At 53.1% G+C, this 26,242-nt stretch carries 27 protein-coding genes and 1 tRNA gene; 24 read left to right on the top strand and 4 right to left on the bottom strand.

The window, feature by feature from the left end:
• The first annotated feature begins 206 nt into the window (after nucleotides 1–206).
• On the top strand, nucleotides 207–626 hold the full coding sequence (locus tag ACR0CA_RS05770; RefSeq protein WP_480897738.1) for an HIT family protein: 420 nt from the start codon (nucleotides 207–209) through the stop codon (nucleotides 624–626).
• 309 nt (nucleotides 627–935) lie between these two features.
• Here the strand turns inward: ACR0CA_RS05770 and lipB are convergent, their stop codons facing one another.
• Nucleotides 936–1,592 (bottom strand): lipoyl(octanoyl) transferase LipB, encoded by a 657-nt coding sequence (lipB, locus tag ACR0CA_RS05765; RefSeq protein WP_480897736.1) that lies wholly within the window; start codon nucleotides 1,590–1,592, stop codon nucleotides 936–938.
• Between the two features lie 38 nt (nucleotides 1,593–1,630).
• The gene (locus ACR0CA_RS05760) at nucleotides 1,631–2,290 is read right to left on the bottom strand and encodes a DsbA family oxidoreductase (protein ID WP_480897734.1); all 660 of its coding nucleotides are present in this window, start codon (nucleotides 2,288–2,290) and stop codon (nucleotides 1,631–1,633) included.
• 141 nt (nucleotides 2,291–2,431) lie between these two features.
• Here ACR0CA_RS05760 and ACR0CA_RS05755 point away from each other — a divergent pair.
• The 7 genes from ACR0CA_RS05755 to ACR0CA_RS05725 all read left to right on the top strand — a co-directional run bounded on the left by ACR0CA_RS05755 (nucleotide 2,432) and on the right by ACR0CA_RS05725 (nucleotide 8,308).
• Nucleotides 2,432–2,518: transfer RNA gene (locus ACR0CA_RS05755), tRNA-Leu, on the top strand.
• 225 nt (nucleotides 2,519–2,743) lie between these two features.
• Entirely contained in the window at nucleotides 2,744–2,941 is a 198-nt protein-coding gene (locus tag ACR0CA_RS05750; protein ID WP_480897733.1) for a helix-turn-helix transcriptional regulator, read from the top strand.
• A 97-nt stretch (nucleotides 2,942–3,038) separates the two neighbouring features.
• Nucleotides 3,039–3,383: a hypothetical protein gene (locus tag ACR0CA_RS05745; protein ID WP_480897731.1), complete on the top strand. Its 345-nt coding sequence runs from the start codon at nucleotides 3,039–3,041 to the stop codon at nucleotides 3,381–3,383.
• A gap of 2 nt (nucleotides 3,384–3,385) precedes the next feature.
• Nucleotides 3,386–5,275: an AAA family ATPase gene (locus ACR0CA_RS05740; RefSeq protein ID WP_480897729.1), complete on the top strand. Its 1,890-nt coding sequence runs from the start codon at nucleotides 3,386–3,388 to the stop codon at nucleotides 5,273–5,275.
• Between the two features lie 701 nt (nucleotides 5,276–5,976).
• The gene (locus ACR0CA_RS05735) at nucleotides 5,977–6,330 is read left to right on the top strand and encodes a phosphopantetheine-binding protein (RefSeq protein WP_480897727.1); all 354 of its coding nucleotides are present in this window, start codon (nucleotides 5,977–5,979) and stop codon (nucleotides 6,328–6,330) included.
• 6 nt (nucleotides 6,331–6,336) lie between these two features.
• Complete coding sequence (locus ACR0CA_RS05730) at nucleotides 6,337–6,963, top strand: hypothetical protein (RefSeq protein ID WP_480897726.1); 627 nt, start codon at nucleotides 6,337–6,339, stop codon at nucleotides 6,961–6,963.
• Nucleotides 6,964–6,967: 4 nt separating this feature from the next.
• On the top strand, nucleotides 6,968–8,308 hold the full coding sequence (locus tag ACR0CA_RS05725; RefSeq protein ID WP_480897724.1) for an AMP-binding protein: 1,341 nt from the start codon (nucleotides 6,968–6,970) through the stop codon (nucleotides 8,306–8,308).
• 10 nt (nucleotides 8,309–8,318) lie between these two features.
• Here the strand turns inward: ACR0CA_RS05725 and ACR0CA_RS05720 are convergent, their stop codons facing one another.
• Nucleotides 8,319–9,116, bottom strand: coding sequence for a lysophospholipid acyltransferase family protein (locus ACR0CA_RS05720; RefSeq protein WP_480897723.1), 798 nt, complete (start codon nucleotides 9,114–9,116; stop codon nucleotides 8,319–8,321).
• 198 nt (nucleotides 9,117–9,314) lie between these two features.
• On the opposite strand from ACR0CA_RS05720, the gene ACR0CA_RS05715 reads away from it, so the two are divergent.
• From ACR0CA_RS05715 to ACR0CA_RS05655, 13 genes are all read left to right on the top strand, one after another.
• Nucleotides 9,315–10,049, top strand: a complete 735-nt coding sequence (locus ACR0CA_RS05715; protein WP_480897721.1) for a class I SAM-dependent methyltransferase — start codon at nucleotides 9,315–9,317, stop codon at nucleotides 10,047–10,049.
• A gap of 11 nt (nucleotides 10,050–10,060) precedes the next feature.
• Nucleotides 10,061–10,795 carry a glycosyltransferase family 2 protein gene (locus ACR0CA_RS05710; protein WP_480897719.1) on the top strand — a complete coding sequence of 245 codons (735 nt, stop codon included), beginning with the start codon at nucleotides 10,061–10,063 and terminating at the stop codon, nucleotides 10,793–10,795.
• Nucleotides 10,796–10,813: 18 nt separating this feature from the next.
• Nucleotides 10,814–11,215, top strand: coding sequence for a hypothetical protein (locus ACR0CA_RS05705; RefSeq protein ID WP_480897717.1), 402 nt, complete (start codon nucleotides 10,814–10,816; stop codon nucleotides 11,213–11,215).
• 25 nt (nucleotides 11,216–11,240) lie between these two features.
• A complete protein-coding gene (locus ACR0CA_RS05700; RefSeq protein WP_480897716.1) occupies nucleotides 11,241–11,540 on the top strand; it encodes an ApeI family dehydratase in 300 nt (99 codons plus the stop codon).
• Nucleotides 11,533–12,444, top strand: coding sequence for an LpxL/LpxP family acyltransferase (locus tag ACR0CA_RS05695; RefSeq protein ID WP_480897715.1), 912 nt, complete (start codon nucleotides 11,533–11,535; stop codon nucleotides 12,442–12,444). The genes ACR0CA_RS05700 and ACR0CA_RS05695 overlap by 8 nt, the downstream gene beginning before the upstream one ends.
• Nucleotides 12,368–12,949, top strand: coding sequence for a hypothetical protein (locus tag ACR0CA_RS05690; RefSeq protein ID WP_480897714.1), 582 nt, complete (start codon nucleotides 12,368–12,370; stop codon nucleotides 12,947–12,949). The genes ACR0CA_RS05695 and ACR0CA_RS05690 overlap by 77 nt, the downstream gene beginning before the upstream one ends.
• Before the next feature lie 26 nt (nucleotides 12,950–12,975).
• Nucleotides 12,976–15,117: an MMPL family transporter gene (locus ACR0CA_RS05685; RefSeq protein ID WP_480897712.1), complete on the top strand. Its 2,142-nt coding sequence runs from the start codon at nucleotides 12,976–12,978 to the stop codon at nucleotides 15,115–15,117.
• 10 nt (nucleotides 15,118–15,127) lie between these two features.
• Nucleotides 15,128–16,318 (top strand): beta-ketoacyl-ACP synthase, encoded by a 1,191-nt coding sequence (locus ACR0CA_RS05680; protein WP_480897711.1) that lies wholly within the window; start codon nucleotides 15,128–15,130, stop codon nucleotides 16,316–16,318.
• The gene (locus ACR0CA_RS05675; protein WP_480897709.1) at nucleotides 16,315–17,091 is read left to right on the top strand and encodes a beta-ketoacyl synthase chain length factor; all 777 of its coding nucleotides are present in this window, start codon (nucleotides 16,315–16,317) and stop codon (nucleotides 17,089–17,091) included. Before ACR0CA_RS05680 ends, ACR0CA_RS05675 begins: the two co-directional genes overlap by 4 nt.
• On the top strand, nucleotides 17,091–17,519 hold the full coding sequence (locus ACR0CA_RS05670; RefSeq protein WP_480897707.1) for an ApeP family dehydratase: 429 nt from the start codon (nucleotides 17,091–17,093) through the stop codon (nucleotides 17,517–17,519). Before ACR0CA_RS05675 ends, ACR0CA_RS05670 begins: the two co-directional genes overlap by 1 nt.
• On the top strand, nucleotides 17,453–18,235 hold the full coding sequence (locus ACR0CA_RS05665; protein ID WP_480897705.1) for an SDR family oxidoreductase: 783 nt from the start codon (nucleotides 17,453–17,455) through the stop codon (nucleotides 18,233–18,235). The genes ACR0CA_RS05670 and ACR0CA_RS05665 overlap by 67 nt, the downstream gene beginning before the upstream one ends.
• 171 nt (nucleotides 18,236–18,406) lie before the next feature.
• Entirely contained in the window at nucleotides 18,407–19,450 is a 1,044-nt protein-coding gene (locus ACR0CA_RS05660) for a chorismate transformation FkbO/Hyg5 family protein (RefSeq protein ID WP_480897703.1), read from the top strand.
• 1,016 nt (nucleotides 19,451–20,466) lie between these two features.
• Entirely contained in the window at nucleotides 20,467–20,862 is a 396-nt protein-coding gene (locus ACR0CA_RS05655) for a hypothetical protein (RefSeq protein WP_480897701.1), read from the top strand.
• A 13-nt stretch (nucleotides 20,863–20,875) separates the two neighbouring features.
• Here ACR0CA_RS05655 and ACR0CA_RS05650 read toward each other — a convergent pair whose 3' ends face one another.
• Complete coding sequence (locus ACR0CA_RS05650; RefSeq protein WP_480897700.1) at nucleotides 20,876–21,982, bottom strand: tyrosine-type recombinase/integrase; 1,107 nt, start codon at nucleotides 21,980–21,982, stop codon at nucleotides 20,876–20,878.
• 289 nt (nucleotides 21,983–22,271) lie between these two features.
• On the opposite strand from ACR0CA_RS05650, the gene ACR0CA_RS05645 reads away from it, so the two are divergent.
• The 3 genes from ACR0CA_RS05645 to ACR0CA_RS05635 are packed head-to-tail and all read left to right on the top strand — an operon-like array spanning nucleotide 22,272 to nucleotide 26,220.
• Nucleotides 22,272–23,255 (top strand): glycosyltransferase family 2 protein, encoded by a 984-nt coding sequence (locus tag ACR0CA_RS05645; RefSeq protein WP_170769430.1) that lies wholly within the window; start codon nucleotides 22,272–22,274, stop codon nucleotides 23,253–23,255.
• A gap of 5 nt (nucleotides 23,256–23,260) precedes the next feature.
• Nucleotides 23,261–24,202, top strand: a complete 942-nt coding sequence (locus tag ACR0CA_RS05640; protein ID WP_480897698.1) for a hypothetical protein — start codon at nucleotides 23,261–23,263, stop codon at nucleotides 24,200–24,202.
• A complete protein-coding gene (locus tag ACR0CA_RS05635) occupies nucleotides 24,199–26,220 on the top strand; it encodes a hypothetical protein (RefSeq protein ID WP_480897696.1) in 2,022 nt (673 codons plus the stop codon). Before ACR0CA_RS05640 ends, ACR0CA_RS05635 begins: the two co-directional genes overlap by 4 nt.
• Nucleotides 26,221–26,242: the final 22 nt, after the last annotated feature.

Raw genomic sequence — 26,242 nt, 5'->3', positions numbered from 1 at the left:
GGCACCTTCAATGGCCGAGTTTGATCTGGATCAAGAATAATTGTCGCGGGTCCCCGAGGCGCCTGCGATTTTTCGACCATGAACAGCCGCTATTTGGGCATCGGTGGCGAATATTCAAGTGTCGCGCAATCGGGAGCAAATCGCGGCTTGACCCGCGCCGGGGCGCGCCTCAGAACTAAACGCAACCCCGCATTTGGAGACCAGACATGACCGCCTATGACACCGACAACATCTTCGCCAAGATCCTGCGCGGCGAAATCCCCTCGACCCGCGTCTACGAGGACGATGACACTTTGGCGTTCATGGATATCATGCCCCGCTCGGACGGGCATCTTCTGGTGATCCCGAAAACTCCGTGCCGCAACTTGCTGGACGCCACGCCCGAGCAACTGGCCGCGGTGATCGCGACGGTTCAGAAGATGTCGCATGCCGTGATGGCGGCGTTTGATGCAGACGGAGTAACCGTTCAGCAGTTCAACGAGCCCGCTGGCGGGCAGGAGGTATTCCATTTGCATTTCCACGTCCTGCCGCGCCATGAAGGCGTTTCGGTGCGGGCACCGGGGACGATGGGTGATTTCGAACTGATCGCCCAACATGCCGAAAAGATCAAAGCGTCTTTGGCCTGATCGGGCCAGAGCGAGAAAAAGAATTGCCGTTCCGATTTGGGGTCGGAACGGCAGACTCGTTACCAAGAACTTGTCCGTATCCGAGGGCGGACCCTCGATGATCGGATGAACACACCACTCACTCTAGAACGGTGAAACCATCTTACCCGGTTGCGGCTGCGGTGTATCGAATTGAGCGGATTTACCGTTAATTTTCCTTAACTGGCCTGGAATTTGCCCTCGAAAAACGCTTTGCCCGGAAACAGAACGGGTTGAGATGCTTGGATTGTTGAGGCCTGCGGCGAATTCTGTCGATTCGATACTGACGCCTCAAACCCGTTCGGTCGCGAAGATTTCCGTAAAGGTCTTTTGCAGCGCAGTGTCCACATCGGCCATTGTCACAGGCAGGCCAAGATCGACCAGGGATGTCACGCCATGGTCTAAGATACCGCAAGGCACGATGCCTGAAAAATGCTCCAGATCAGGTTCGACATTGATTGAGATACCGTGAAAGCTGACCCACTTGCGCAGGCGTAACCCGATCGCGGCAACCTTGTCTTCGGCTGGATGACCTGTGGCTGTCAGGGGTTTGTCGTCGCGCTGCACCCAGACACCGACGCGCCCGTCGCGGATTTCACCGCGCACGTTGAACTCTGCCAGTGCCGCAATCACCCAGTTTTCCAGCTGCTTGACAAAGCGCCGAACATCCTTGCCACGCTTGTTCAGATCCAGCATCACATAAGCCACGCGCTGACCGGGGCCGTGATAGGTGTATTCGCCGCCGCGTTTGGTCTGGTGGACAGGAAATCGATCCGGGTCGACCAGATCCTCGATACGGGCAGAAGTGCCTGCGGTGTAAAGCGGCGGATGCTCCAGCAGCCACACGCATTCCTCGGCCTCGCCCGCAGCAATAGCGACGACGCGATCTTCCATAAAGACCACGGCATCCTGATAGTCAGTCAGCCCGTCAGTGATTTTCCATTCCATGGGGCCTCTTACAATGGTGGTTGGCTGGGGAAAAGGGGCTAGGCGGCTTCGGTCAGGCAGCGCTGCAGGACCTGTGCATAGGTTTCGGCCCCTTGTGCGCCGGTCAGCAGGTACTTGCCACCAAACACCATGGACGGCACGCCCGAGATTCCGCGACTGGTCCAGAACTGCTGCTTCTCACGCACAGGCGCGATGTGATCCCCGGAGGCCAGCGCTGCACGTGCGACTTGAACGTCCAAACCAGCGGCCTCGACCGCGTTCAGCAAAACGTTCACGTCCGAGACATCCTGTTGCTCGGTGAAATAGGCGTGGAACAGAGCCATTTTCAGCGGATGCTGGCGCCCCTGCGTTTCAGCCCAATCCAGCAACTGATGCGCGGCGAATGTGTTTACGATTCGGCTGTCATCCTCGAAATTGAACTGAAACCCGAGTTCCGTCCCGATCTGCACCAGACGATCCCGCGATTGCTGGCTTTGCTCGGGGGTTGACCCGTATTTCTCGATGATATGCTCGCGAAGGTTCTGTCCTTCGGGCGGCATGTTGGGGTTCAACTCGAACGGATGCCAGCGCAGGCGGGCCAGAACGTTCTGAGACTGCAGCGCCTGATCCAGTTGTCGAAAGCCCACTATGCACCATGGACACACAACGTCCGACACGATGTCGATCTGGACGACGGGGCGGGTATCGGTTTCGGTCATTTAGGGCTCCTGCATGGGCGATAGGCTGGATTTGACGCTTTAGATATGAAGCCCCGAACGGAATTCAAACCACCCTTGTTTTTGCCTCTTCACATCCCCGCGCGCAGCGTCTATACGCGCCTCTACCAAGTCACTGGCAGTGCGGTCGTGGCGGAATTGGTAGACGCGCAGCGTTGAGGTCGCTGTGGGGTAACACCCGTGGAAGTTCGAGTCTTCTCGACCGCACCAGTTGAATTAGGAAAAATCCCGCAAAAACTGTATCCTGAGCTGCGGTCGTCTACTTCCTGTCTACCGAAAAGTCTACCGTTGTAAATTCAGGTAAAAAACTTTAACCTAGTTGGGTCGGTGTCTACCGGCAGTCATTCAAAGCCAGCGATGACACGAGAGCCGACTCGAAGGCTCGCTTATTTCTCGGTGGCCCCAATGCGCGAACTGCGCAGAAAGGGGCTATACATGCCTAATCAAAAAATGTGGACCGCACAGGACATGGCCGATTACCTCGGCGTCGCGCCGAACTCATTGTATCGGTGGCGCGCGGCTGGAGTAGGTCCGAAATGGATCAAGGTCGGCAAGGTCATCCGTTATTACCCCATCGAAAAACTGCACGGCACACTGAGCTATGCGGCAGTGGATGAGGAGACCGCGCGATGAAACCGCGGAAAATGCAAAACGACCCGCTGCGTGTGCATCGGGCCGTTGATGCAAATGCCTCCCAAAGGCTGGACACTCTCTATATGAGATTATGAAAATGTTACCACAAGATATTGCTAAAGCATACGCCGAGGCCACTCACTTTCGCGCGGGAAGGAAAGCTTTGAGTAAATGCGGATTGGAAGACTTTCATTCCAACATCGCTCGGAAAACCAATGAGACCATCCGTCTGCAGATCGTGAGTGCGTTCTACAATCGCTGCGACACGCGTAAACGGGTCTTCCGCAATCTAGGCCGCGAACATTGTGCGATGTGCGATGCCGAGGAAGCGGTGCCCTCAGCCCAATTGGTGCACTATCCCGACAGCGTCACAGAGTTTCGTCACAACCCAAGTAGAATCCTTCGAGAGTTCTTGCGCAAACATCCGCGTAAAGGGGGCTAATGATGGACTGGAAAGAAAAGGCTCGGGGCGAAGGTCGCCCGGTATTCCCGATTGCGATCTTCTATGATGAGGATGCGAGTAAATGGCGGAAGAAACCGCTTACGCAACATGGTCACAAAGACGCATCAACGGATGTCGAGCAATTCGACTGGAGTAGAGCCAATGGTTATGGGATGCCAACAGGCGACGGCCTCTATGTGATCGACGCCGACGCTTACAAGGATGACGCCGATCCGTGGGTATGGATTGAGCAACACCAAATCCCAACCGAAACGCGCATTCACACTACCGTCTCAGGCGGTAAGCAATACCTCTTCAAGTTGCCCGAAGGGTATAAGGACTTGCGGACCCGCAGCAACGTGGTCACAGGGCTGGATACGCGGGGCGCTGGCGGCTGGATTGCGTTCGGTGAGGGGTACAGCGTTGTTAAGGATCTACCGCTTGCCACATTACCGCGTGAGGTTTGCGCCACGCTGGACAAACGCGCCCAGAGCAAAGAGTTCAAGACCCAACAATATGACTTCGGCTGGAACGAGCCGGATGATGCGCTCAAAAAGCGTGTGGACCGTCTACGGAAGGGCAATCAGAGGTTCGACAAGGCCATGGGCTACGATATTAGCGACCGCAGTGCGGCACTGTCCTCAATCGCCTACCATCTCAAGTCCGGTGGCTTTAAGCCGCATGAATACGCCTCAGTGGTGATGCAACTCAGTGGGAACGCCCGCGCCCACGTCGAGGAACAGCGAAGCGAACCGGAGCGAGCGTTGCAACGCGCTTGGGAAAACAACAGCGCGACCACGCCACCTGACCCGGAAAGAGTAGCCAATTTCGCCAAGTACGTGGCCGAGGCTCGCGGCACTAAAACATCAGAAATCGAAATCACAGATTTCTCAATTGATGCGCTCGTGAATTCGGACGTTCGCGCCCAGGAGCCATTGATCGAAAACCTTGTCTCTGCGCACCTCACCTACCTCGTGGGCGACCCAAAGGCGGGCAAGTCGTTCGTTGCGATGCAAATGGCTGAGGCCATCAGTTTGGGTAAGCCTCTGTGGGGAAACAACGCCACTAAAGCCACGCGCGTTCTCTACTTTGCCCCCGAGAACGGGTTGCAGGTGACCGTTGAACGTCTAAGGCAAATGGACCTGACCGGCGATGTTCATTTCCGGTTCAAGGATGTGAACATGGGGCCGCTGCCGGAGAGCATTGAGGACTTGATTGAACTCCTGTCCGAGGAATGCGGCAAAGAACCCACCATCGGGTGCGTTGTTCTAGATACGCTGCGGTGGATGTCAGGCCCGCCCGTCGCCATGGAAGGAAATGCCCAAGACAAGGATTTTGCGAAACTGGAACCGCTGCAAAGCTGGTGCGTTCAAACCGGGGTGGCCGTCATTGCGGTGGCGCACACTAACAAAGACCCAAGTGGGCGAGTCGGTGCCCGGTCACAACTTGCTTCCGTCGCAGGGTCCAACCTCATTGCTGGGACCGTGGAGGGCCTGTTGACGGTCTCTCGAGTCCTCGACCCCGAGACTAAGGTCCCGACATCATATGGCATGATCCAGCGTATGGGGCGGGGCTTCAAAGAGGATGCCGCAATCCGAGTGCATTTCGACAAGGACACGGCACGGTTCCAGCAGATGACCCCCGCGCAGGTTCGCATGGCAGAGATTGTCAAAAACACGCGCAAGAATGGCAGTTCACGCTCAGACATTGTTCAAATTTTGGGCGAGTTTCCAGAGGGACGACGTCGCAGTGAGGTTCGGGACGAGGTCATGCGCAAACGAGATGTATCATCCCAAGCGGTTAATAAGGCCATCGGCGACCTATTGCTGAGCAGGCGCATCAAACAAACCGTGGATAGCGATGAGGTATCGTGGCTGAGGCTGACAACCTAGTCGACAACTGATGTTTGTGATGTGTGTAAACCCAAGGGGGTATAGAATACCCCCCCAGACCCCCTAATCACACATCACTTGTCGCTTTAGTTGTCACCTTGGGTAAAAGGTTTTCAGTTTGGTCGACGCCTGGAAGAGGCGCACATGGCTGTAGTGCCGAATGGTGCGGGAAGCTTACTCGAGCTGAAGTACAGACCTTTTTGCGGGTTCGGATTCCCAAGGCAAAGAACTTTCATCAAACACCCCCCCACCTCGCCTAAAAGGGGCAGGTCAGTGGAGCATGGAGCCCCCACGCTCCAAGAATTTTCCCGAAGAAAAATCATGTTTCTGTTCGATAGTCCGAGCCGTATCAGGATATTTCGGTCTGGCAAATGCTCGCAAGAGCTTTGGAGAAGTCAGCGGAATTCAGTTCCGCGCCCGCCTTGCGCACAGGATGGCCGAGGAGGTCGAGTTTCCCAAGTGTTTGGATAATTTGGCGCTGCGCAAGCTGGTGTCAGGGCTAAGTGAGCTACGTCTGCGTTTTTGAGAACTGGTTGACTTCGTCTGGCTATCCCTGATTTTTGGCGCAAAATCACATGTGCTGCCTTATTTCTTGTCTTATATCACGCGCGTGGATCATTGACTGTGCGCATTGACGAAGGACGGGTGGATTCCACCGTTGCAAAGAGGCCAGAACTGAAGCTCCATCGACGTATGCTCCATTGACTATTCTCGACGGCTGCGCCACACAACTTCATTCTATCGGGACCCAGAAAAAAGGCATTGAAGTGGATACCCTGCACGTAACTCACGATCTTTCCACGCTCGAGATCGAAGTGGCCGAACTAATTGTAGAATCCCTGGAGCTGGACGATATCACAGCACAGGAAATTGATTTCGATGCGCCTCTATTCGGAGACGGGCTGAGTCTCGACTCTATCGACGCTCTTGAGATCGCATTTGCAATTGGCGAAAAATACGGGTTCAAGCTGCGCTCGGACGACGAGCGCAATGAAGAGATTTTTGCCAACGTCAGATCATTGGCGCGGCATATTTTCGAAAACCGCTCACTATAGTGAAGTGTGTCAGGGGATTGGGGAAATTATCTGATCTGGGTCGCGGTGCCTATCTTTTTGGCGACGTGGATTCTTGCGCCAGAATTGTTCAATTTGCTTTTTGGTCTTCTGTCCCTTTTGGGACTTGCTTCATTCTTTGCCGGACCATGCAATCGAAAACGGTTGGCCTGTTGGGTTTTCTTGATCGAATTGGCTCTTATTTCCGCTGCTGTCCTGATTGATCCCAGCGTCCCGTTCTGGCCGTACCTAGCTCTTGCCAACGGAAATCTAGCTGTGGCTTACGTATTTAGCCACCGAATTATTCAAGGGCGTTCTTCTTTTCTGGCGCATTTCGTTGAGGTGGCGCATGAGGGACCACCGATGTCGAGCATGTTTATACGCTATCTAAAGCGACAGTGTTTCGTATGGATGGGGTTTGGCACGACAACTGTAGCGCTCAGTGTTACTGCTATGGTCTCATCAGAAGCACGAGGTGTGATCAACCATGCGCTTTGGGCTCTTTTGGCAATTCAGATTATTTGGTTTTGCACCTCGCACTTATTCGCGCAAATTTGGTATGGGCGCCCAGAACGTTGGCAGGTTACTCTGCTGCATATGACGCGGCACGAAACCTGGTCAAAACTTAAGATCTAAGAATATGTACTCTTCCGACCACACGATGTTTTTTTCCACGAAGGGCACCGTCAATGCCGCGCAGTTTGCCTCTGCGACAAGGTCGCTTCAGCCAAGGATTGGTGAGTTTTCTCATGTCTGCAATCTTTATCAGGACAGGCTGAGATTCTCGCTAACCTTGGCCGCAGCAATGCTGAATGGGCAGATTACCGTACTACCGCCGTCAGACGCACCCGAAGCAGTTTCAGCGTCGCTGTTGGGCGCGGAAGATCCGTTTTATGCTAGCAGGGCTACCCTGCCTGTCGAAGATCCCGCTCCGATTGCGAATTTAAGTTCAGTGGATTTGGATACTCAAACGAGGCAATTTTTTTGTCGGCTTGCGGCATCTCAAAGCGAAATTAGTGTATTCACATCAGGGACAACCAAACGCCCCGACCGGGTCGCAAAAACTTGGAGTATTCTGAACGCGGGAGCGACCGTTACCAAGCTGATTACAGATCGCCTTGACGCTTCGCCAGACAAAGTTGCGCTATTGGGCACCACACCTCCACGTCACATGTTCGGGCTAGAGGCAAATGTCTTTGCTACCCTTGGACAAGGACTTTGTACCTATAGAGAAACAATATTCTACCCAGCTGATCTAGATGCGGCGGTTGCAGCGGCCCGTGCTTTGGGGCGAACACGGATTGTACTGGTTACAAGTCCTGCGCACTTGCGGTTTTTGGAACGAACAATTCTGAGAACGCCTGAGATTTGCTGCGTGCTTTCCGCTACCGCTCCGTTGTCTGTTCCTCAGGCTGAAAGGCTTGAGGCGCGCGGTAAGCTGCGCGTTTTTGAGATTTACGGCAGTACGGAGACAGGGTCACTGGCGTTCAGACGAACGTCTAAAGAAACTGCTTGGACGATTGCTGCAGGTTTTGAAATGCGACAGCATGGAGATTTTTGTATCGCACAGGCACCACATCTACCTGATCAAGTGATACTTGGTGATGAAGTCGAATTGAAATCTGACGGTCAGTTCCTGCTTCTCGGTCGCAAGGGTGATACTGTTAGCATCCGTGGAAAACGCAACCATCTTTCCGCCTTGAATGCTATACTGGCCGAGGCCCCGGGCCTGTCTGATGCTACATATTTACATATGAAAGCGGAGACTGATGATCAGTTGGCGGTAGCAGTTGTGCCGGGTGATAAAACCGTTGGCGAGAGTGAAGTAAAATACCGAATCCGGAACTATTTACTAAAGCATTTCGATCCGGCGTTTGTACCAAAGCGTGTCCTGATTCTAAACGAGATTCCACGTACACCGACGGGTAAGATTTCTTCAGAATCCTATAAGTTCCTTGCTAAAAAAGCAGGTATTGGCTGAAGGGCAGAATCTAGGCGACTTGTGACGGAACCTGGGGGCACGTCGGAGGCTTGGTTTTAAGCAGCTTCGCGGCCTCGGTGCGAATGGTTTGCTCGATCTTATTCGAAAACTCCTGTGGTGGAAGACCGGGATCTATTGGCGCCAGAAACCTTAGGGTGATCACACCGGGGTATTTTATCGAATATCCCGGAGGCCAGGATAAACCTGCGTTCGTTACAAATGGGACAACCTTGACCTTGCAGTGTTTGTAGAGGGTCTCAAACCCGCGTGCATACTCGCGTGTTTGCCCAATAGGCACGCGAGATCCTTCGGGAAAGATCACAATGCTGCGGCCCTCTGCTATTGAGGTTTTGCCACCGCGCAGTAGACCACGGATGTTTTTGCCGGGAGCGTCGGGGTCGATGTAGATCATCGGTGCATGTTTCAATCCCCACCCAAAGACTGGAATAGAAAGGGCTGTGCTTTTGGTCACCATATTCACGTGCGGAACCAGCACGGTCATCATGATCGATTCCCAAGCGGTTTGGTGGTTGCCCATGTATATAACAGTTTCGTCGGGGACATTTTCCAAGCCTTCCAGCTTGTACTTCACACCAAGAATGTATCTAGCGCCAAAAATGAATGATGCGGACCAGAAGCGCAGAAGCCAACGAACGTGGCGCGGTGTCTTCGTCCATCGCAAATAGACTAAGATAACAAGCCCGCAAATGAGGCTAATTAAGAAAACGAACAACTCATTGAGGCGGGTGCGCATAAACGCAATGATTGTTTCCGGTAAGGTGTGGTTGGATTCTGTCTTGCTGCTCATTGTTCAGAAATCATTCGCTTAGGCCACATTCCCAAAAAGCGCACTCCGGCTGTGATTTATCCTGTGTAGCTTTGGATGGAAAGACCGACCGGCTTGAAAATTTATTCCGGTTTGGGCTTTTTTGTACCTTCCATTCTTGCAATAAGGATCTAAAAAACAAGTTGCTGACGCGGCACCCCAAGCTAAGAGAGCACCTAATTGCCTGAGGAAAACAGACCAATTGTGGTTGGAAGCTACTACGACTCCGCAGATGGGAAACAACCTTTTCTACGGGACGTTTTTGACGATACAGCAAAACACTATGAATTCATTGCCAAATGGGGATGGTTCGGGTCTGGCGATTGGTACAGAAAAGAGGCGCTGAAGCGTCACGGTGTTACTCCGGAGATGCAAGTTCTGGATGTTGCAACCGGAACCGGACAGGTTGCCCGCGCTATCCTGAGCATCGTCAACAGCCCTGATCAAGTGGAGTGTGTCGAGCCATCCGGCGAGATGATCCGCGAATCGCTGAAAACCGTACCGGTTGTCCACCATCAATCCACTGCCGAGCAGCTACCGGTTGATAGTGACAGATTCGACTTTCTGACGATGGGTTTTGCGTTGAGACACGTGGATAGCCTCGAAGAAAGCTTCAAAGAGTTTCATCGAGTTCTGAGACACGGTGGCCAGGTGCTGATCATGGATGTTACTGTGCCTAGCGGAATTGTTTCCCGGCAGATATTTAAAGCCTATTTTAAGTATCTTCTGCCGTGGGCATCAGGATTGCTTACCTGGGATCGCAATTCGTATCGTTTGATGCGGTATTACTGGGACTCCATGGATCAGATGGTGGATCCGGAGGCTATTCTAACTAGCCTGAAGCGGGCGGGGTTTGAGGTGGCCGAACACAAGATGCTTTTGGGCTGCTTCTCTGAATACAGCGCCAAAAAGTAACCCTATCCGGAATGCTTGAAACCGTTGCCCTGATCCCTGCGCACAATGAAGCGCTTACTGTTAGGAAGGTTGTGGATGCGACTGTACCGTTCGTTGATCAAGTGATTGTCATCGATGACGGCTCCACGGACGACACGTCTGGCTGTTTGGCTGGCAGCGATTGCAAGGTCATTCGCCATGAAGAAAACCTTGGAAAGGGCGCGCGGTTGGTTGAAGGACTGGACTACGCACTAAGAATCGGGGCTGATGTCGTTGTTGTTTTGGACGCCGATCAACAGCATGATCCCACAGACATTCCTAATTTTATCAATGCACATCGTAAAGATCCCTCAGCGTTCATTCTAGGCGATCGTTCGGGGGATATGAAACACATGCCCAGCCATCGTCGGCGCGGCATAAAATTCGGCAATTTCTTCATCGGCTGGGCCTGTAATAGATCTATCCCGGACGCGCAGTGTGGAATGCGGGCCTATCCTTGTTCGATGTGGCAGCGACTGAAAATACCAGTGCAGCATACACATGGTTTCAAGTTCGAAACCGCGGCTCTCATGTACGCAGCGAAACTTGGCACGGAATTTTCTTATGTGCCGATAAAAGCCCGATACGATGGTTACGTTCTACGACCGAGTCACTTCGACCCCATGCGAGATTTTTCGCGTTTGTTCGGGTTGGTCACGGTGTTCCTCTTGAGTAACCGGCTTTGTATGCCTGGTCTTCTGCGGGCAATTGGGCTGAAAAAAGAATAAACTAAGGAGTAGTGAACTATGAGATCAATCTTCAATGCTTTGCGAATTGCGGTGGTAGCGACCTTACTCGTAAGTACACCGGCGTGGGCGCTTAAGCCGGTTCAACCAATCTATACAGATATTGAAGCCGCTAGAGGCAAGCAGTATTCCGCTGCACAGGTGCAGCAGGCTTTCAAGACGTGCGGTGCTCAACGTGGTTGGCGGTTTTCGCCCGATGGGGCCGGAAAAATGGTTGGGACATTGACTGTTCGGGGCAAACACTACGTTGCGGTCGATATTCAGTACAGCGGCAAAGCATTCAATATTACTTACCGCGACTCCAAAAACATGAAGTACAACCCTAGTAAGAACACGATCCATAACCGCTACAGTAGTTGGGTCGAGAACCTAAGCAACGACGTACTTTTTTGCCTCAACTAAATGCTGATCTTAGCGGGAGAGTGGTATGATAACGTTTTCCTTCCCCCGCGGCATCGCCAGTGACGCGGATTGCCTGGATGGGCATTTTCCAGGCAATCCAATAGTACCGGGCGCGGTGTTATTGGGGCTTGCGACCCAAGGCCTATCATCGAAGGGCTACAGGATACTTGCCTTGACCCGCGTCAAATTTCTGAGTCAGCTGACTCCAGAAGTTCCATTCGAAATCAACTGTAAGATAGAGAAAGACTCAGGACGCATCGCTTGGGTTGCATGTGGTGATCTTATAGCCGAAGCCCGGGTGCGAATTGGACGCGTTCATGACTGACAATCAAGCCGAATGGGCAATTAGCAAAGAGGCTGGCTCGGCCTGGCAACTTCGTTTCATGCGTTTTCTGGGACTTAGAGCGCCACGCATAGTCAGTTCCCCTGTACTTTGGGTAATAGCCTTGGTTTTCGCCGCCGACCGACGCCGCGAAACCACTCGGGCGTCCGAGATGTACCTGAGCAGGATTCTGAACCGTCCTCCTACTTTCTGGGAACGCCATCGCCACAATCTTACATTTAGCCATGTGTTCTTTGAAAGAGTGGGTTTGTTGGCTCAAGGGACCTCAGAATATTCTGTTTCCCTCCGGGGGGGCGAGATTGTGCAGGAACGCGTTTCTAAAGGTCGAGGGGGCGTTCTGTTGGGCGCTCATTACGGGAGTTTCGAAGCATTAAGGGCGTTAGAACGTGATCTGCCAGGGTTGTCTGTGCGTTACCTGATGTTTCCCGAACATGCCGAACACAGCACCCGCCTTCTTGAGGCGCTTAATCCCAAGTTGGGCGACAGGGTCATATCGCTTGCAAACGGACCTATGGCAATGTTTCAAGTCTACAGTGCGCTAGAGAACGGCGAGTTTGTTGCCTTTCTGGGCGATCGCGTACCTGATGAGTCGACCCGCGCTGCAACAACTGTTGAGTTTTTGGGCGGAGAGATCAATGTGCCGACCTCGCCTTATCTAACCGCCATGGCAGCTGAGGTGCCAATCTTTCTTAGCTTTGCGACCTGGAACGGAGTGTATTCCTATCAGGCGGAGTTTTCTGAATTATATGACGGAGCGCACGTAGCGCGCTCGGAACGGACGTACAATGCGCAAAAATTGGCAAAAAGATATGTTGCGGTTCTCGAAAGCCATTGCCGGCGCGATCCTTATAATTGGTTCAATTTCTTCGATATCTGGCGCGAATGAAGTCGTTTGCACGCAACCGCCGCCTGCCAATGCGCAAGCCGCCTTGAGGGCCGAACCTCGATTGTCCGGGGAGCTTCTGCCTTACCGCGAGGCGATTACCCACAAGGCATTTGGCAGCACGCTGAAGGCCAGTGGCGTATTTCTGGTTAAAGATGATGAAACAGTGTTGCGCCGACAAGACGTACCCAAACGCGAAGAGATGGAGATAGGTCCGGGTTGGATCAGGGTGCGCCGAAATGGGACAGACGAACACAGACCAATTCCCGAAAAATTACAGCCTCTGCTCAGGCAACTAAGGGCAATTGTACTGGGTGGGCAACAACATCGTGACACTGTGCTTGTTGGTACACTTGAGATCAGAGACGATGGTTGGAAACTTCCGATCTCTCGGCAGCCGGGACAGACTCAACAGATCATTCTTGTTGGGTGCGGCGCTGAGCTTTTGGGTATCGATTTTATTGTGTCCAATACTCAAAGCCGAGCAATTCGGTTCGGCGAAAATTGAAACCTGCCGCTCTGATCCTGTGGTCTTTGGGCCTGATTCTGACCATTATCTGGTCAGGCGTAGATGTGCGCTCAGATCTTTCTGGGCTGTCCTCAGCATCTTCTGAAACCCTGATCACGCCGGACGTGGACCTTGATCTTATTGTCGCGGTGAAAAGCGACACGGTTTCGAATTCGCGCGAGTCGGCAAAAACGTTGGCTGATGCCTTATTGCAGGACGATAGGGTCGCCTGGGTCAGCGTGGGTCCACAAGCGCCCAGTGAAACGTTTCTTGATTGGCTATGGGACAAAAGGTTTCAGATCATACCACCACCGCCCGAAGCGTTTCTGCCCGAAAATATGACCCAGCGCCTTGGTGAGGCAATAGCAGTTTTCGATAGTGCTGAAGGTATCGCTATTGGCGACCGTTTGTTGCTGGATCCAACAGGCAGTTACTATGAAATCCTATCCCGGTTCGAGTCTAAGAAGCGTATGTTGTTTGTTGAGGATGGTATTTGGCAATCTAGAAACAAACAGGCGTCGTTGATATTTGTCACCCACGCGAACACCCCGTTCGATGCCAACGAAACGCGTGAGTTGGCAAAGGACATAGTGAACCTAGCGACGGATCACGGTGCGCGTGCGGTTTTGCTGGGAACTCGTTTTATTGCCGCCGAGACAGCCTATGCAAACGCTCGGGCTTCGGCGGTGGCATCCTCGGTTGCGGCGGGCCTATTGGTGTTGTGGCTAGTCTTTGCTGTGAGATCAGTGTCCGTGGTTTTGATCTTTATTCCGATGGCGATCGGTTTTGGAACCGGGCTTTTCGTCGTTCAAGCTGTTTTTGGTTTTGTTCATGTAATTGCATTAGGATTTGGTGGAGCGTTGATTGGTTTGTCGCTGGACTATCCAATGCACATTATCAGCCATCCGAGATGGCAACGGCAGCGCGTGATCCGCCTTGTGTTTTTAGGGGCTGCAACCACAAGCATTGCGTTTCTGGCGATGCTTGGTTCGGGTATTCCAGCACTTGTCCAAACCGGTGTCTTTATTTCGTCTGGTTTGATGGCTTCGGCTATTTCAGCCGCGCTTCTGAATCTGCCCGAAGTTAAACGTTTGCACGTATTTCGCTTGTCGCGATTTGTTTGGCACTTGCCTGGAAAGCCGATAGTGGAAGCAGTGATAATCCTGCTCGGTTGTGGGTATATTTTTGTTCAGTCCGGCCCCGCCGAAATCTCCCTATTTGCGCCGCCAGATCATGTAGAAAGCGATATCGAAGAGATGCGCGAGCTTCTTCTGCTACCTTCAGGACGGTACGCGATCGACGTAGCTGCGGAGAATTTGAACGAATTGTTGGCGGCTGAAGCAGCGCTCAAGCCAGTTCTGGATACCGCAGTTAAACAAGGACGTTTGCAAGGTTACGATATGTTGGCGGATCTTATGGAAGCGCAAACAGGAGGGTTGCCGGATTTGGCAACATATAAAGACGCTGTGGAGAAGTCGCTTAAAGCTTCGGGTCTCTCTCCCGATTTTTCAACTTTCCAAGTTGAGTCATTTCTCGAGGCGCAGAACGCTGATCGAATATCATCCGAAGAACTCGCGGAACATGCTGAAATACGGCATTTGACCCGTCGGGTTTCGCAAACAGAAGAAGGGTGGAGAGAAATAATCCCCCTTTACTTACCAACGAATGTTGCACGCCCGAGTTTTGAGCTAAGCGGCAACAACGCGGTTCTGATGGACAGGCTCGAACCTATTCGGCAAGCAATAACCAATTTGCAGAACCAACTGTCATTGTGGCTGTTGGTCGGATTTGTAATTGCGACTTTGTTGTTGGCGAAAGGTTTGAGCAATTGGTTGAGTGCTTTACGGATAATGCGGACGGCAATCGCTACGCTTGTGATCACGGCTGTAATTCTGGTCGCAATTTATGGATCAATCAGCATTTTTCATATGGTCGCCTTGGCGCTTGTCCTAGGAATTGGGGTGGATTATAGCCTGTTCTTTCAGGCTATGAGTGATGATGAGGAAGTGGATTCGACAAGTTCAGCGGTGAGCTTGTGCGCGACCTCAACTTTGATAGCCTTCACAGTGATGTTCCTTTCCGATGTTCGGATACTTCAGCAGATCGGAGCCACTGTTATTTTGGGGTTGTCGGCGATGCTGATTTTGACCTTGGCGAGGAAAGAATAGAGGACGAGCAGTGACAGCCGAGATTTGGTCTCAAGGAACGGGTATTACACACCAGAGCTTGGTAACTTGCCTAGGTCGCGGTCGTCAAACTCATGTTGAAGCCCTTCGCAGTGGGCGCACGGGGCTCGCTGCTCCAAAAGAGTTCGATGTGCCGTTTGATTGTTTTGTCGGCGAAGTGTCCGAGCTGAACTTGCTGGCATTTCCGTCTAAGTGCACAGGTTTTGACAACCGCGCAAACCGCTTGGCGTTGTTAGCCCTTCAAACCGACGAATTTGAGGTGGCAGTGCAAAAAGCCATAGGAAAATGGGGGGTGGCAAGGTGTGGCATAGTTCTGGGAACATCGACATCTGGCATGGAGCACCTAGAAGGTGTTTACGGAAAGCTGCCCGAAGGCGCCACGATGCCTTCAAACTATCGGCCTGAACATCATGACAGCCAACACGCGATTGCCGCGTTTTTGCAAAGTTACCTTGGGCTTGAAGGCCCCGTATACACTGTTTCCACCGCGTGTTCTTCGTCCGCAAAGGCCCTGATCGACGCCCACCAGTTAATTGATTTGGGTATCTGCGATGCGGTTCTAACCGGCGGTGTAGACAGCCTGTGCCTGACGTCCTTGGCTGGGTTTGAAAGCCTTGAACTCGTGTCACGGGCTCCCTGCAAGCCCTGTGACGTGAATCGTGATGGCCTTTCGATTGGCGAAGCCGCAGGACTTGTGCTTGTTGAACGAGGTGCAGGGGAATGTATCAGGCTGCGTGGCTATGGTGAAAGCTCTGACGGAACTAACATGTCGACTCCACCTGAAGACGGGGCAGGGGCGGCAAAAGCCATTGGGCAAGCCCTGAAATCTTCAGGCTTTAGTGCGGATGCCATTGACTATGTTAACCTTCATGGGACAGCCACACCCGTAAATGATCCAGCTGAGGCTCAGGCAATCCGCTCCGTGCTTCGTCCGGGAGTACCAGTGTCTTCGGTCAAGGGAGCAGTGGGTCATACGCTTGGCGCAGCTGGTGCTGTAGAGGCGATAATCAGCATGATCGCTATCGAAGAGGGCTTGATACCGGGCAATACAGGGCTGGAAAATTTGGACCCCTTGGCTATGCAGAACGTCACGGCAAACTGTCGGGAAGCCGAGCTACGTGCAGTTTTGAGCAACTCGTTCGGATTTGGGGGAAACAACTGTGCTTTGGTGCTCAGCCGATGAACGTTCTGTCAGTCTTTGTAAATGGATTTAGTCTATATACGCTGAAATCCGCAGTTGGAGAAAGACTGTCGGACAGTCTTCCACACGAGTTTTTTGCCGAGGCGGTGGAAGATTGGCAGCCTAGCCCAGCTTCGCTTTCGCCCCGCTCGCGAAAAAGATTAAGCCCGCAAACTCTACTAGCGATAGCCGTGGCTGAGAGGATCAGCCCTGCGTTGGAGTCTGATGCGTCTTGGGTGTTTGGATCGGCATATGGAGAGGGAGAAACCCTCAAAAGCATTCTGGACGCGTTAAATGGACCTGAAATGGCTGTTCGACCGCTGAAATTTCAGAATTCTGTTCACAATGCCGCCTCAGGGCAGTGGACAATTGTTCGAAAATCACAAGGTGCTGCAACAAGCATTTGTGCGGGAGCAGCGACGGCGGCCGCAAGTCTGCTAAAGGCATCGGTCCAGGTTCGGTTCGAAAAGGCTTCTGTGGGACTGGTACTTTTTGATGCTCCTTTGCCGTACCCGTTGTGTACTTCGCATCATGTGAGTGTGCCGGGTGCAGTGGCCTTGGCGTTGTCACCATTGGCGACTGATTCAACAATTGCGAGGCTGGATGTCGAGTACCATTCCGGAGATAACATGCAGCACATGAACCAATCGAACTCTAATGATAGCAACCCGTCCTTAGCAATGTTGCCTATTTTGGAGCGGTTGTTAGATATTGAATCGGGGCCAGTCGCGCTGCCTTTCCATGCGGGTGCATCGTTAATCGTCGAGGTTACCTGATGTCGAATTTTCAGCGCGCGCTCGATCAAATGCCGCATTCGGGTCGTATGCGCCTAATCGACAAGATCCTTATGGCGGACGAACGCTCGATTGAGTGCAATGCGATTGACCACAATGATGATAGTTTTCCGCTTTTGATGAACGGAGTTCTATACTCGACGGTTTTGTGTGAGCTTGGAGCTCAGGCTGCAGCTGCCCATCAGTCTCTGTATCAGATGCAAGGCGAGCATAGGGGACTGCTGGTCGCGCTACAGAACGTAAGCCTATTTTCAGACGTTGTGTCGCGGGAGGGTAATTCATTTAGAATATCGGCTGAACAATTGCACAGTGATCTTGGTGGCGCGATCTATGCATTTTCTGTTTGCATTGGGGAAACCGAATTGCTTGCAGGAAGGGCACTGTTGAAACTGGAAGGAAACCAGTCTTGAAACGAGCATTGGTCACAGGCGGGTCCAGTCCAATTGGAGCCGCGATCTGCCGGAGGTTGGCCTCCAGCGGCTTGCATGTGATTGTCCATGCAAACTCACGATTGGACAAAGCGAAGGCTTGCGTAGAACAGATTCATCAAACTGGTGGAAGTGCTGAGGCGATTGCCGTTGACCTGTGCGCCGGTGAACCAGCTTCAGAGACTTTGGCGCAACTATCCGTCGACCAGCCGGTGCAGGTATTTGTCCATTGTGTGGGACGGCAGAAGGATATGCCTTTTGCAGCCATGTCTCCGAACGACTGGACTTCGGTCATTGATACTAATCTTAACACCTTTTTTTCGGCGCTTCGCCCTTTGATTTTGCCAATGATTAGGTCCAGATGGGGGCGTGTGATCGCTGTTTCGTCCCTTTCTGGAGTAAAGGGTAATAGGGGTCAGGCCAACTACGCCGCTGCAAAGGGAGGTTTTCTGCCTTTGATGAAGTCGCTGACTTACGAATACGGATCCCGTGGGATTACTGCAAATGTAGTGTCTCCAGGCCTGATCGAGACTGAAGAAACTGCGGCTTTGGAAAACTATGAAAGGCTTGTCAGCCAGACTCCCGTTAATAGAGCGGGGCATGTTAGTGAGGTGGCGGCGTTAATCGAGTTTTTGGCTGGTGAGGAAGCTGGTTTTATTTCAGGTCAACAGATTTGCATCGATGGTGGCGCGTCGTGAAGGTCCGTTTGGGTTGTCTATTAAACGTCGGTACGCTTCTAGTAATCATCGTATAAAATTCGGTGCCGTTGACAGTTTTCGAATGCAGTGTACCACCCGGTTGGACTTCAATAAGAACCACTGAAACCAACCGCGTGGTGGAACTATCCCTCCACTTTGCTGAGATTAAAAATGAGCGATATAAATTACTTTTTGAGCAACTCGGAATCCTCGGAAAGCCTAGGTGATGCACCGGTTTTCAGAGTACGCTACGTCGACTGCACTGCAGATTTCTCTCCAATCAACGAGCGCGAAATGAGCGTGGCCATGGGCACTCCGACACACAGAGTTAATGTTTGCGAAAACTGGTGGACAGATGCGGGCGGGAACATCCAAGACGGAAGCCTATCCAACGGCGACCTCCGATACATAGACGTTGGCGAAGACGTCATTGTGTTTGGTAGGCTAGGCACGATCGAGAATGTCGAGGCAACAGTCAATCATGCCTACAATGAATTATTTTCGTACTTACTAGATTCGGGTTTCACCACTCTACTTAGGTCTTGGAACTTCATTCCGCGGATCAACGAGGTTCCAGAGGGAGAAATTGAGCGATACCGCTCGTTCTGCGTAGGTCGGGCTAGAGCGTTTGAGGCATTTCACCTAAGCGAAAATTTAATGCCTGCGGCAACTGGGATAGGTTCGCACTCTGAAGACATCCTTGGATACATTGTCGCATCAAGAAATTGTCAGTACCGACATATTGAAAACCCTTTGCAGACTCCTGCCTACCAATATCCCGGTTGCTATGGCCCCAAATCCCCCAGCTTTGCCAGAGGTACGGTTCTCAAGGAGTTGAACCAGAATGATGCGCTCAGAACCAGTCTTTTCCTTTCAGGTACTGCCAGCATCCGAGGCTCTGAAACCGTTGGTGAAGGAAATCTAATAGAGCAGATCGACATCATGATGGAAAATGTTCAGTGGATGCTTTCTTCCGTCGACGCAAGTGAGACCGGCAGGTCAAAGGGCTTTACCTTGGAGGATATGGATCACTTCAAGGTCTATTTCAGGCACGCTTCAGACTATCCTTTGATTAGCGAGATTTTGACGAAGAAATGGAAACTGGATAAACGGAAGCTGTTTTTCATGAATGTTGATATTTGCCGCAAGGATCTGCTGATCGAAGTCGAAGGCTGCGTGAATCCGAGAAACGGTCTAGCACTGCGAATTTGCTAATTAACATCGGAAATTTTTAGCAATGCTTTTACTGCAAGCGACGAACGCGGTTGTTGCTGCTCATCCTGCCCGGGCTCGCGCTCTCAACTGTATTGCGATGGTTCGAGCCCTGCATAATTGCCAATTTCATGGCGAACTGCGGGAACTGCTCTCTGACGAAGCTGAGCGAGAGGCAATTAGCTGACTTGGTGCGTCATAGAATACCGAAGTATACAAAACAACGCATTGCAGGGAGATGGTGCACAAAATCGGAGGAGTGGCCTATGGGCAATGAATTATCGCCACAAGCCCAAGAGCGGATTTCCCCGGCGCGGGTCGAGGTCGAGTATTACGAGGATGATGGGCGTTGGCATGCAGTGCGGCCTACGTGGTGGCAGCGTAATCTGTACGACAGCTTTAAGCGGTTCGACGGAGTGCGGATGCCGCGTTCCGCATATCTGGTGCCGAATAGCAAGGCCCGGATAGTTAGCATGCTTACACGCTTGGAAATAGATGGCTTCCTCTGCCAACACTGCGGTGAGCGCATCCCTTTCTACAAGAACGCAAACAGCAAGTATTGCGGCCCTCAGTGCGTCCAGATGGCAACCAAGTTGCGCCGCTCACCAAACAAACACCGCTGATCCGGTTTTTCAGGCGACACATCTCCCTCCAAAACACCCCCCACCGCCACCTAAAAGGCGAGGCCGAGAAAGCAAGGCACGCCCAAGTCCCGAATTTTCCCTGATACCCGCATTTCATATGCCCCTCTACGACAGCCATTGCTACCAGGGGAAAACCAACCCATCGCTGTAATACCTCCACGGGTTTTCAGGTTGCTGGACAGTCGATTTTCGGGGTTCGAAGGTCGGATATGCGTCTAGGTACTGGTATGGGGGAGGTTTGGATTTGGGGCGCAGGCCACGCGCCCGCGCATGATTGCCCTATAGGCCACTAATTTAGGCTCATCTTGATACCGCTGCAATACATCTCTATGCTGACCGGCCATTTCCAAAAAATTTGAATAGGAGGACCTGCATATGTGGGTAGCATTCTCGACGCCCGAGGGTTCGGGCTTTTTTTCTGCCGTCGCAAAGGACAAGGGCGGCAACATTAGTGGGCTGCACATGGGGTCTCCCATCTGTCTACGGTTCCGTCGCGCTAAGGACGCCGAACTTCTGCGCGATTACGGTATGGATGGCGAGGTGATCGAAACACCTAGCGGCGATTATCGTTACCGAGCATTCATCCCGCGCAATCACTTCGCGATGATGATGGAAAAACTGGCGCGGGCTATGGCCTATCCGAACTTCAAAGATAGCATCCCTGTGGATGACATGGCCCTATCAGATGCCTGTCATCAGGCTTGGGGAGTGTTCGGTGAGCTGCAAAAGGGTGGACCATATGGAATGCGTGACTACCCAAGAAGAGATTAAGAGACGTAAGAAGTCAGCCTAGAAACGACGACCACTCATTCATCAAAGCGCGGCGCGGTTCCAATAGGTCGGAACGTTGATACGACCGCTGAACCTTGCCGCCAACCCGGTGATCCAGCGCTACCTCGGCCAAGGTCCAATCCTTGCCGCTCTCAGCCGCCCAATCCCGAAAGCTGGATCGGAAACCATGCGGACGATAGCTCAGGTCACATCGGTTCATGTATTTCGCCATCGCCGCGTCGCTGATCGGCTTGCCTCGTCGCGCGCAGAACAGGAACCCATCGCGCGCCAAAAGGGTCGATGTGTTTACAACACGCTGCGCCTCGGCGCTAAGAGGAATGCGAAATTCCGCGCCGCCTTTCATGTTCTCGGCGGGTACCGTCCACGTATCACCATCAAATTGGTTGATGTGTGCGAACCGTACTGGGGCTGACCGACTTGCAGTAAGAATGAGCAAGCGCAGAGCCAATTCCACGACGTCATCACCGAGGCTCTGGTAGAACTCAGGCACATCCGACCACGGCATAGCTGGGATGTGGGTAACCTTGTGGCCCTGCGAACCCAGTAGTACCTTTGCATTCGGCACCACCGTTGCGTCTACTTCCCCCGGATATTTTGCCGCCGCGTGTCGCATCGTGATCCCGAGGCGATCGAGGGCCTTTGATGCGGCGCTAGTTTTGGTGCGCCAGATTGGGGAGAGGGCGTCGCGCACCTCAATCGCCGTCAACTTTGTTACGTCCTTTGATCCGAGTTTCGGTATGATATGCGTGTCAACTGGCGACATCCAGCGACCTGCGGTCCCGCCACCTTTCAAATCACCTCGAACAGCGTCAAATGTCTCGGCCACCAAAGTAGCCACCCTGCGGTCGGTCTGCGATTGCTTAGGGGCAACACCCTCGGCGATGGCCCTCCGTGCCTCCTCTCGTCGCTCTCGGGCTTGTGCGAGCGTAACGTCAGGGTAACGCCCTAACGAAATCTCATTGCGCTTGCCGTTCTGAGTGTAGCGCAATGTCCAAAGACGCGATTCGCCCCGAACGAAAAAGTAGAGGCCACGCCCGTCCGAATGCTTGCCCTCACCCAGCTTTTTCAATTTTGTTGCTGTTAGTTTGTCTACCGACATGTCTACCACTTGCCTCGTCAACGGGTATCTACCGTAAGCTACTTTGAGATGCTTAGATGGTGATTAATTATTATTTTACAATTGGTAATGTATGTGGATGTCGACGGTTGTATATGAAGGTTGGTGCGTCTCGACCGCACCAAATCTTCATATTTTTGATACTAGATGCGCACTGAGTGCGTGTCGTTTTGCCTCGTTTGGCTTTGGATTTCCGATACGCGCAATTCACGTCTCGCCCGTCCGGGTTCGGACGTGTATGACGGTGAGTAAGAGCAGTCGGAAGGTGCAAATGTCTCAGACCATTACCGTATTCACAACGATGAAGAACGAAGGCCCCTATATGCTGGAATGGGTCGCGTTCCATAAGTCGTTGGGCGTGGATCACTTTGTGATCTTCACCAATGATTGCGAAGATGGCACCGACGAGATTGCGCAGCGTTTGCAAGCCCTGGGCCTTGCCACCCATGTTAACAACGAAGTGAAAGAAGGCGGCAATCCTCAACACCAGATGCTGCGACGCGCGCGCCGTCAACCCAAGGTGAAAGAGGCCGATTGGCTGATGTGTCTCGATGTGGACGAATTCTGGAACATACGCTGCGGCGACAACAGCTTTCCCTCGTTGATTGCCGAGGTAGAAGAACGGGCAGGGCAGCCGGTGGATGCGATCTCGTTTGCCTGGAAGCTGTTTGGAAGTTCGGGCAATCTCAGCTTTGAAGACAAACCCGTGACCGAGGCGTTTTCGATGGGGGATCAGGAATACCCCTATCACTCGGGCCGGGCTTACGGGTTGAAGACACTGTTCAGGAATAACGGTAAGTTTCGCCGGTTCGGACCGCATCGCCCGAAAGGGTTCGAACCCGACGAGGCCGCCGATATCGCCTGGTCGGATGCCAGTGGTAATCTGTTTCCGGCTGAAAAGGTGGGCTGGCGCGCGTGGCGTCGGTTCGATCATTCATTCGGGCGGCTACACCATTACTCAGTGCGGTCGCTGGACGGTTTCCTGATCAAACGCGACCGGGGTCGGACCAACCATATCCGCATGGATCAGGGTCAGTCCTACTGGCAGGACATGAATGTCAACAAAGAGCAGGACCAATCCATTCTGCCTGCCGCACGGCGGGCCACGCCTCTGCTGGACGAATTGAAAGCAGATACGGAACTTGGTGCGCTTCACGCGACGGCTTGCGACTGGCACCGCGCCAAGATCGCCGAGATCAAGATGCGGCCGGATTGGGTGGAATTCCGGTCTTGGCTGGCTGACAATCTGACGTGACGCCCATGGCAGACGATCTTTCGAAAGAGCAGCTTCAACCTGAACATCCTGATCGCAAGACCGGGTACGAGCGCATCTTGACCGATCCCGCTCCGCCGTGGTTCGTGGAGCTTTACCCCGGCGGTGATGGCACCGGATTTCTGGAAAAACTCGACCGCCACTCGATCCTGTTTCATCGGCGGTCTGCATCGCAACTGGTTGTTAGCTTTGACAATATTGCCAACGCAAACGACCTGTCCTTTGCGCGCGAACCCTGGGGGTGGAAGTTCTTTCGCGATGAGGGGTGGTCGCATATGGGGGTCTTTGCCCGCGCCAAAGCCTGGTATCGCGACCCCGAGATTCTGACTTATTTCGAAGGTAAGGCTGCCGCAGGCTTCTTTAACGGTTTTGACCGGGTCGTGTTTGCCGGGGCCTCGATGGGCGGGTTCGGCGCGCTGACTTTCTCACAGCTTGTTCCGGGCGCGCATGTGATCGCGTTTAATCCGCAAACCACGCTGGATGAGCGTCTGGTGCCATGGGAAACCCGCTATCGGTTCGGCCGGGTACAGGATTGGGATCTGCCCTTGAGCGATGCGGCGCAGACGGTGGGTGCGGCTGGGCGTGCCTATGTATTTTATGACCCTTTCTTCGATCTGGACCGCAAACAGGTCGAGCGTTTGCAAGGCGACAATGTGTTGTTGCTCAAGACCTGGTTTTCCAACCATTTTGCTGCCCCGATGCTGCGTAAACTGGATATCCTGAAACCGGTCATGCTGGGCGCGATGGACGGCACGTTGGAACCGGAAGGGTTTTACAAGATGATGCGCGCGCGCCGCCGTTTGCCCTTGTATATGCGCGGCATCGAGAGCATGGCAGGCGACCGCCATGACGCATTGGTCCGGCAGGCGCGCCAACGGTTTCGTAGGCTGCGCCGTTCCGCGATGGCCGCCGCAAGCGACGCGTCATGACCGCCGCGCGGGGCGTCTTTATCGGTCAGCGCAAGGATCGCATGGGCGCGCGTCTGCTGATGATGCTGAGCTGCATTCGTTTGGCCGAGGATTTTGGCGCCGACTATAAGGTCAACTGGTTTCCCAAAGGCGCCGACGCCCCCGAGTTGGACACGCCTTCGGAGTTGTTCACCCAAAGCTGGATGGACACGCATTTTCTGGATGCGGACGCGTTCGAGACTTTGACACAGGACGCTTTGCCAGTCTGGTCGTTTCTGGGGGACAAATCCCCTGATCGGTTGCAGGCGCATCTGGTAGCAGGCCGCTCGGTCTTGGTCGAAGAAGGGTTCGAGGTCCTCGCTTTTCCATGGGAGGATATCGAAGCAATTCGCCCTCGGTATCGGGATTTCATCCACCAGATCGGATTTTCCGAGGATATCCGGGCCGTCATGGAGCAGGCTGATGCACGGCTTTCGGGGCAGGGGGTGTCAGCCTATCACATACGCCGTGGCGACATTCTGAATGGCGAGCCGTGGAAGCACACCACATGGCCCGCCAAGATTGAGCCCGAAGAGTTGTACCAGGCGCATCTGGAAAAGACCAAGGGCCAAACGGCAATCATTTTCTCGGACCAACCGGAACTGATCGCCCGGTTCCAGAGCAAGTTCCCGCAGCTTTTGCAGATGTCTGATATCGCCGACCTGTCCAACCTGTCCCGCGCCAAGCGCGATTTCCTGGAACTTTATGCGATGTCGCGGGCCGATCAGGTGATTGCGCCAGCAGTTTCAGCATTCTCGATGGCAGCATCGCGGATCGCTGGGTCACAAAGCAAAATGTTCCGTGAGGTTCTGTCCGAGAGCGAAATGACTGAGGCTCATGAAAAAGTGGTCGAGCGTCTTCGAAATGGACCAAGCGGATTTATCAACGGCTCGGAAGCGGCGCATATTTATGCCAAGGCCACGTTTCATTTGTATTCATTGCATTCGGCTGACCGTGCGCAGGAAGCGGCAGACATAACCCACGCCTTATTGGACACAGAAGCGGACAATGCGTTCCTGCCCTTGTTGCAGGCCATAAATTTTTTCTATCTCCAACGTTGGGGCGATGCCCTGCGAATGGCGGACCTCGTTCTTGAAAATCCAAACACCTGGCCAGAAGACTACGCGGTGGCAAGAGCCTTGCGCGCAGCGACCTTGGGTGGGCAGAAAAAAAGATGGAACGCTGCCCGAGAATTCTCTCAGGCTTTCTGGGCCAAACCGCTGCGGCCCGACATAACGATTTTTGGCTCGCGCTTGTTGTTTCGGGATCAATTGGCGTATCGCGCATTGCCCCCGGCAGATTGGGCCATGCAAAGAGCTATCAGGCGGTCTTGGTTCAACTACAATGCGCATATCGCGCAAAGGAAAGTCATTTCGCGCAGGCCCTGCAACTTTGATTTGCTGTTGCTTGATTGGGCTTTTTTGTCCGTGGACGAAAAAGCGCGTCGGTTACCAAATGACAGGGACCGTTTGCAGATATTGCAAGATGGTCTGTTGAACATGACAAATCTGTCCCCTTTGATACAAATCCCTGAAAATAGCCCAAGCTACCAAAGTTTATCTGGCGCACTGCAATTGCGGTTGGGTGAAACCAACCTGACCACAGAAATCGATCAAGCCCGAAGAGTTTGCAAAGATTGTCCGGATAATCCTCTGTTTTATAAGAGGCTGTGCGATTTGTACGAAGCTGACGGAGAAATTGCGCAGGCCAGGTTGACCATGGCGGAGGCTTTGGCCTGTGACCCGGACAATCCGTTCCTGATCTTCGCTATGGGACAGTTTCTGACACGCAACAACGCAGTTGAACAGGGGCAAAGCCAGATCATTCAAGCGGCGGATCTGGATGACAATACTGCCGCAATTCAGGGCGAGGCAGGGCAAATCCTATTGCGGCGCGGAGATCGGCAGCAGGCCCGCAGATACCTGAAACGCGCGCGTGACCTGTGTCCGACCTTCAAAAAATTCTCGAACCAGCTAAAGCGGGCAGGCGGCGATGGGTGAGTTTTCCGCTTGGTGCCCCTGC

The organism is Ruegeria sp. F12, assembly GCF_056533885.1.
Note: the sequence above shows the minus strand (reverse complement) of the source record. Positions and strands in the feature narration are given on the sequence as shown.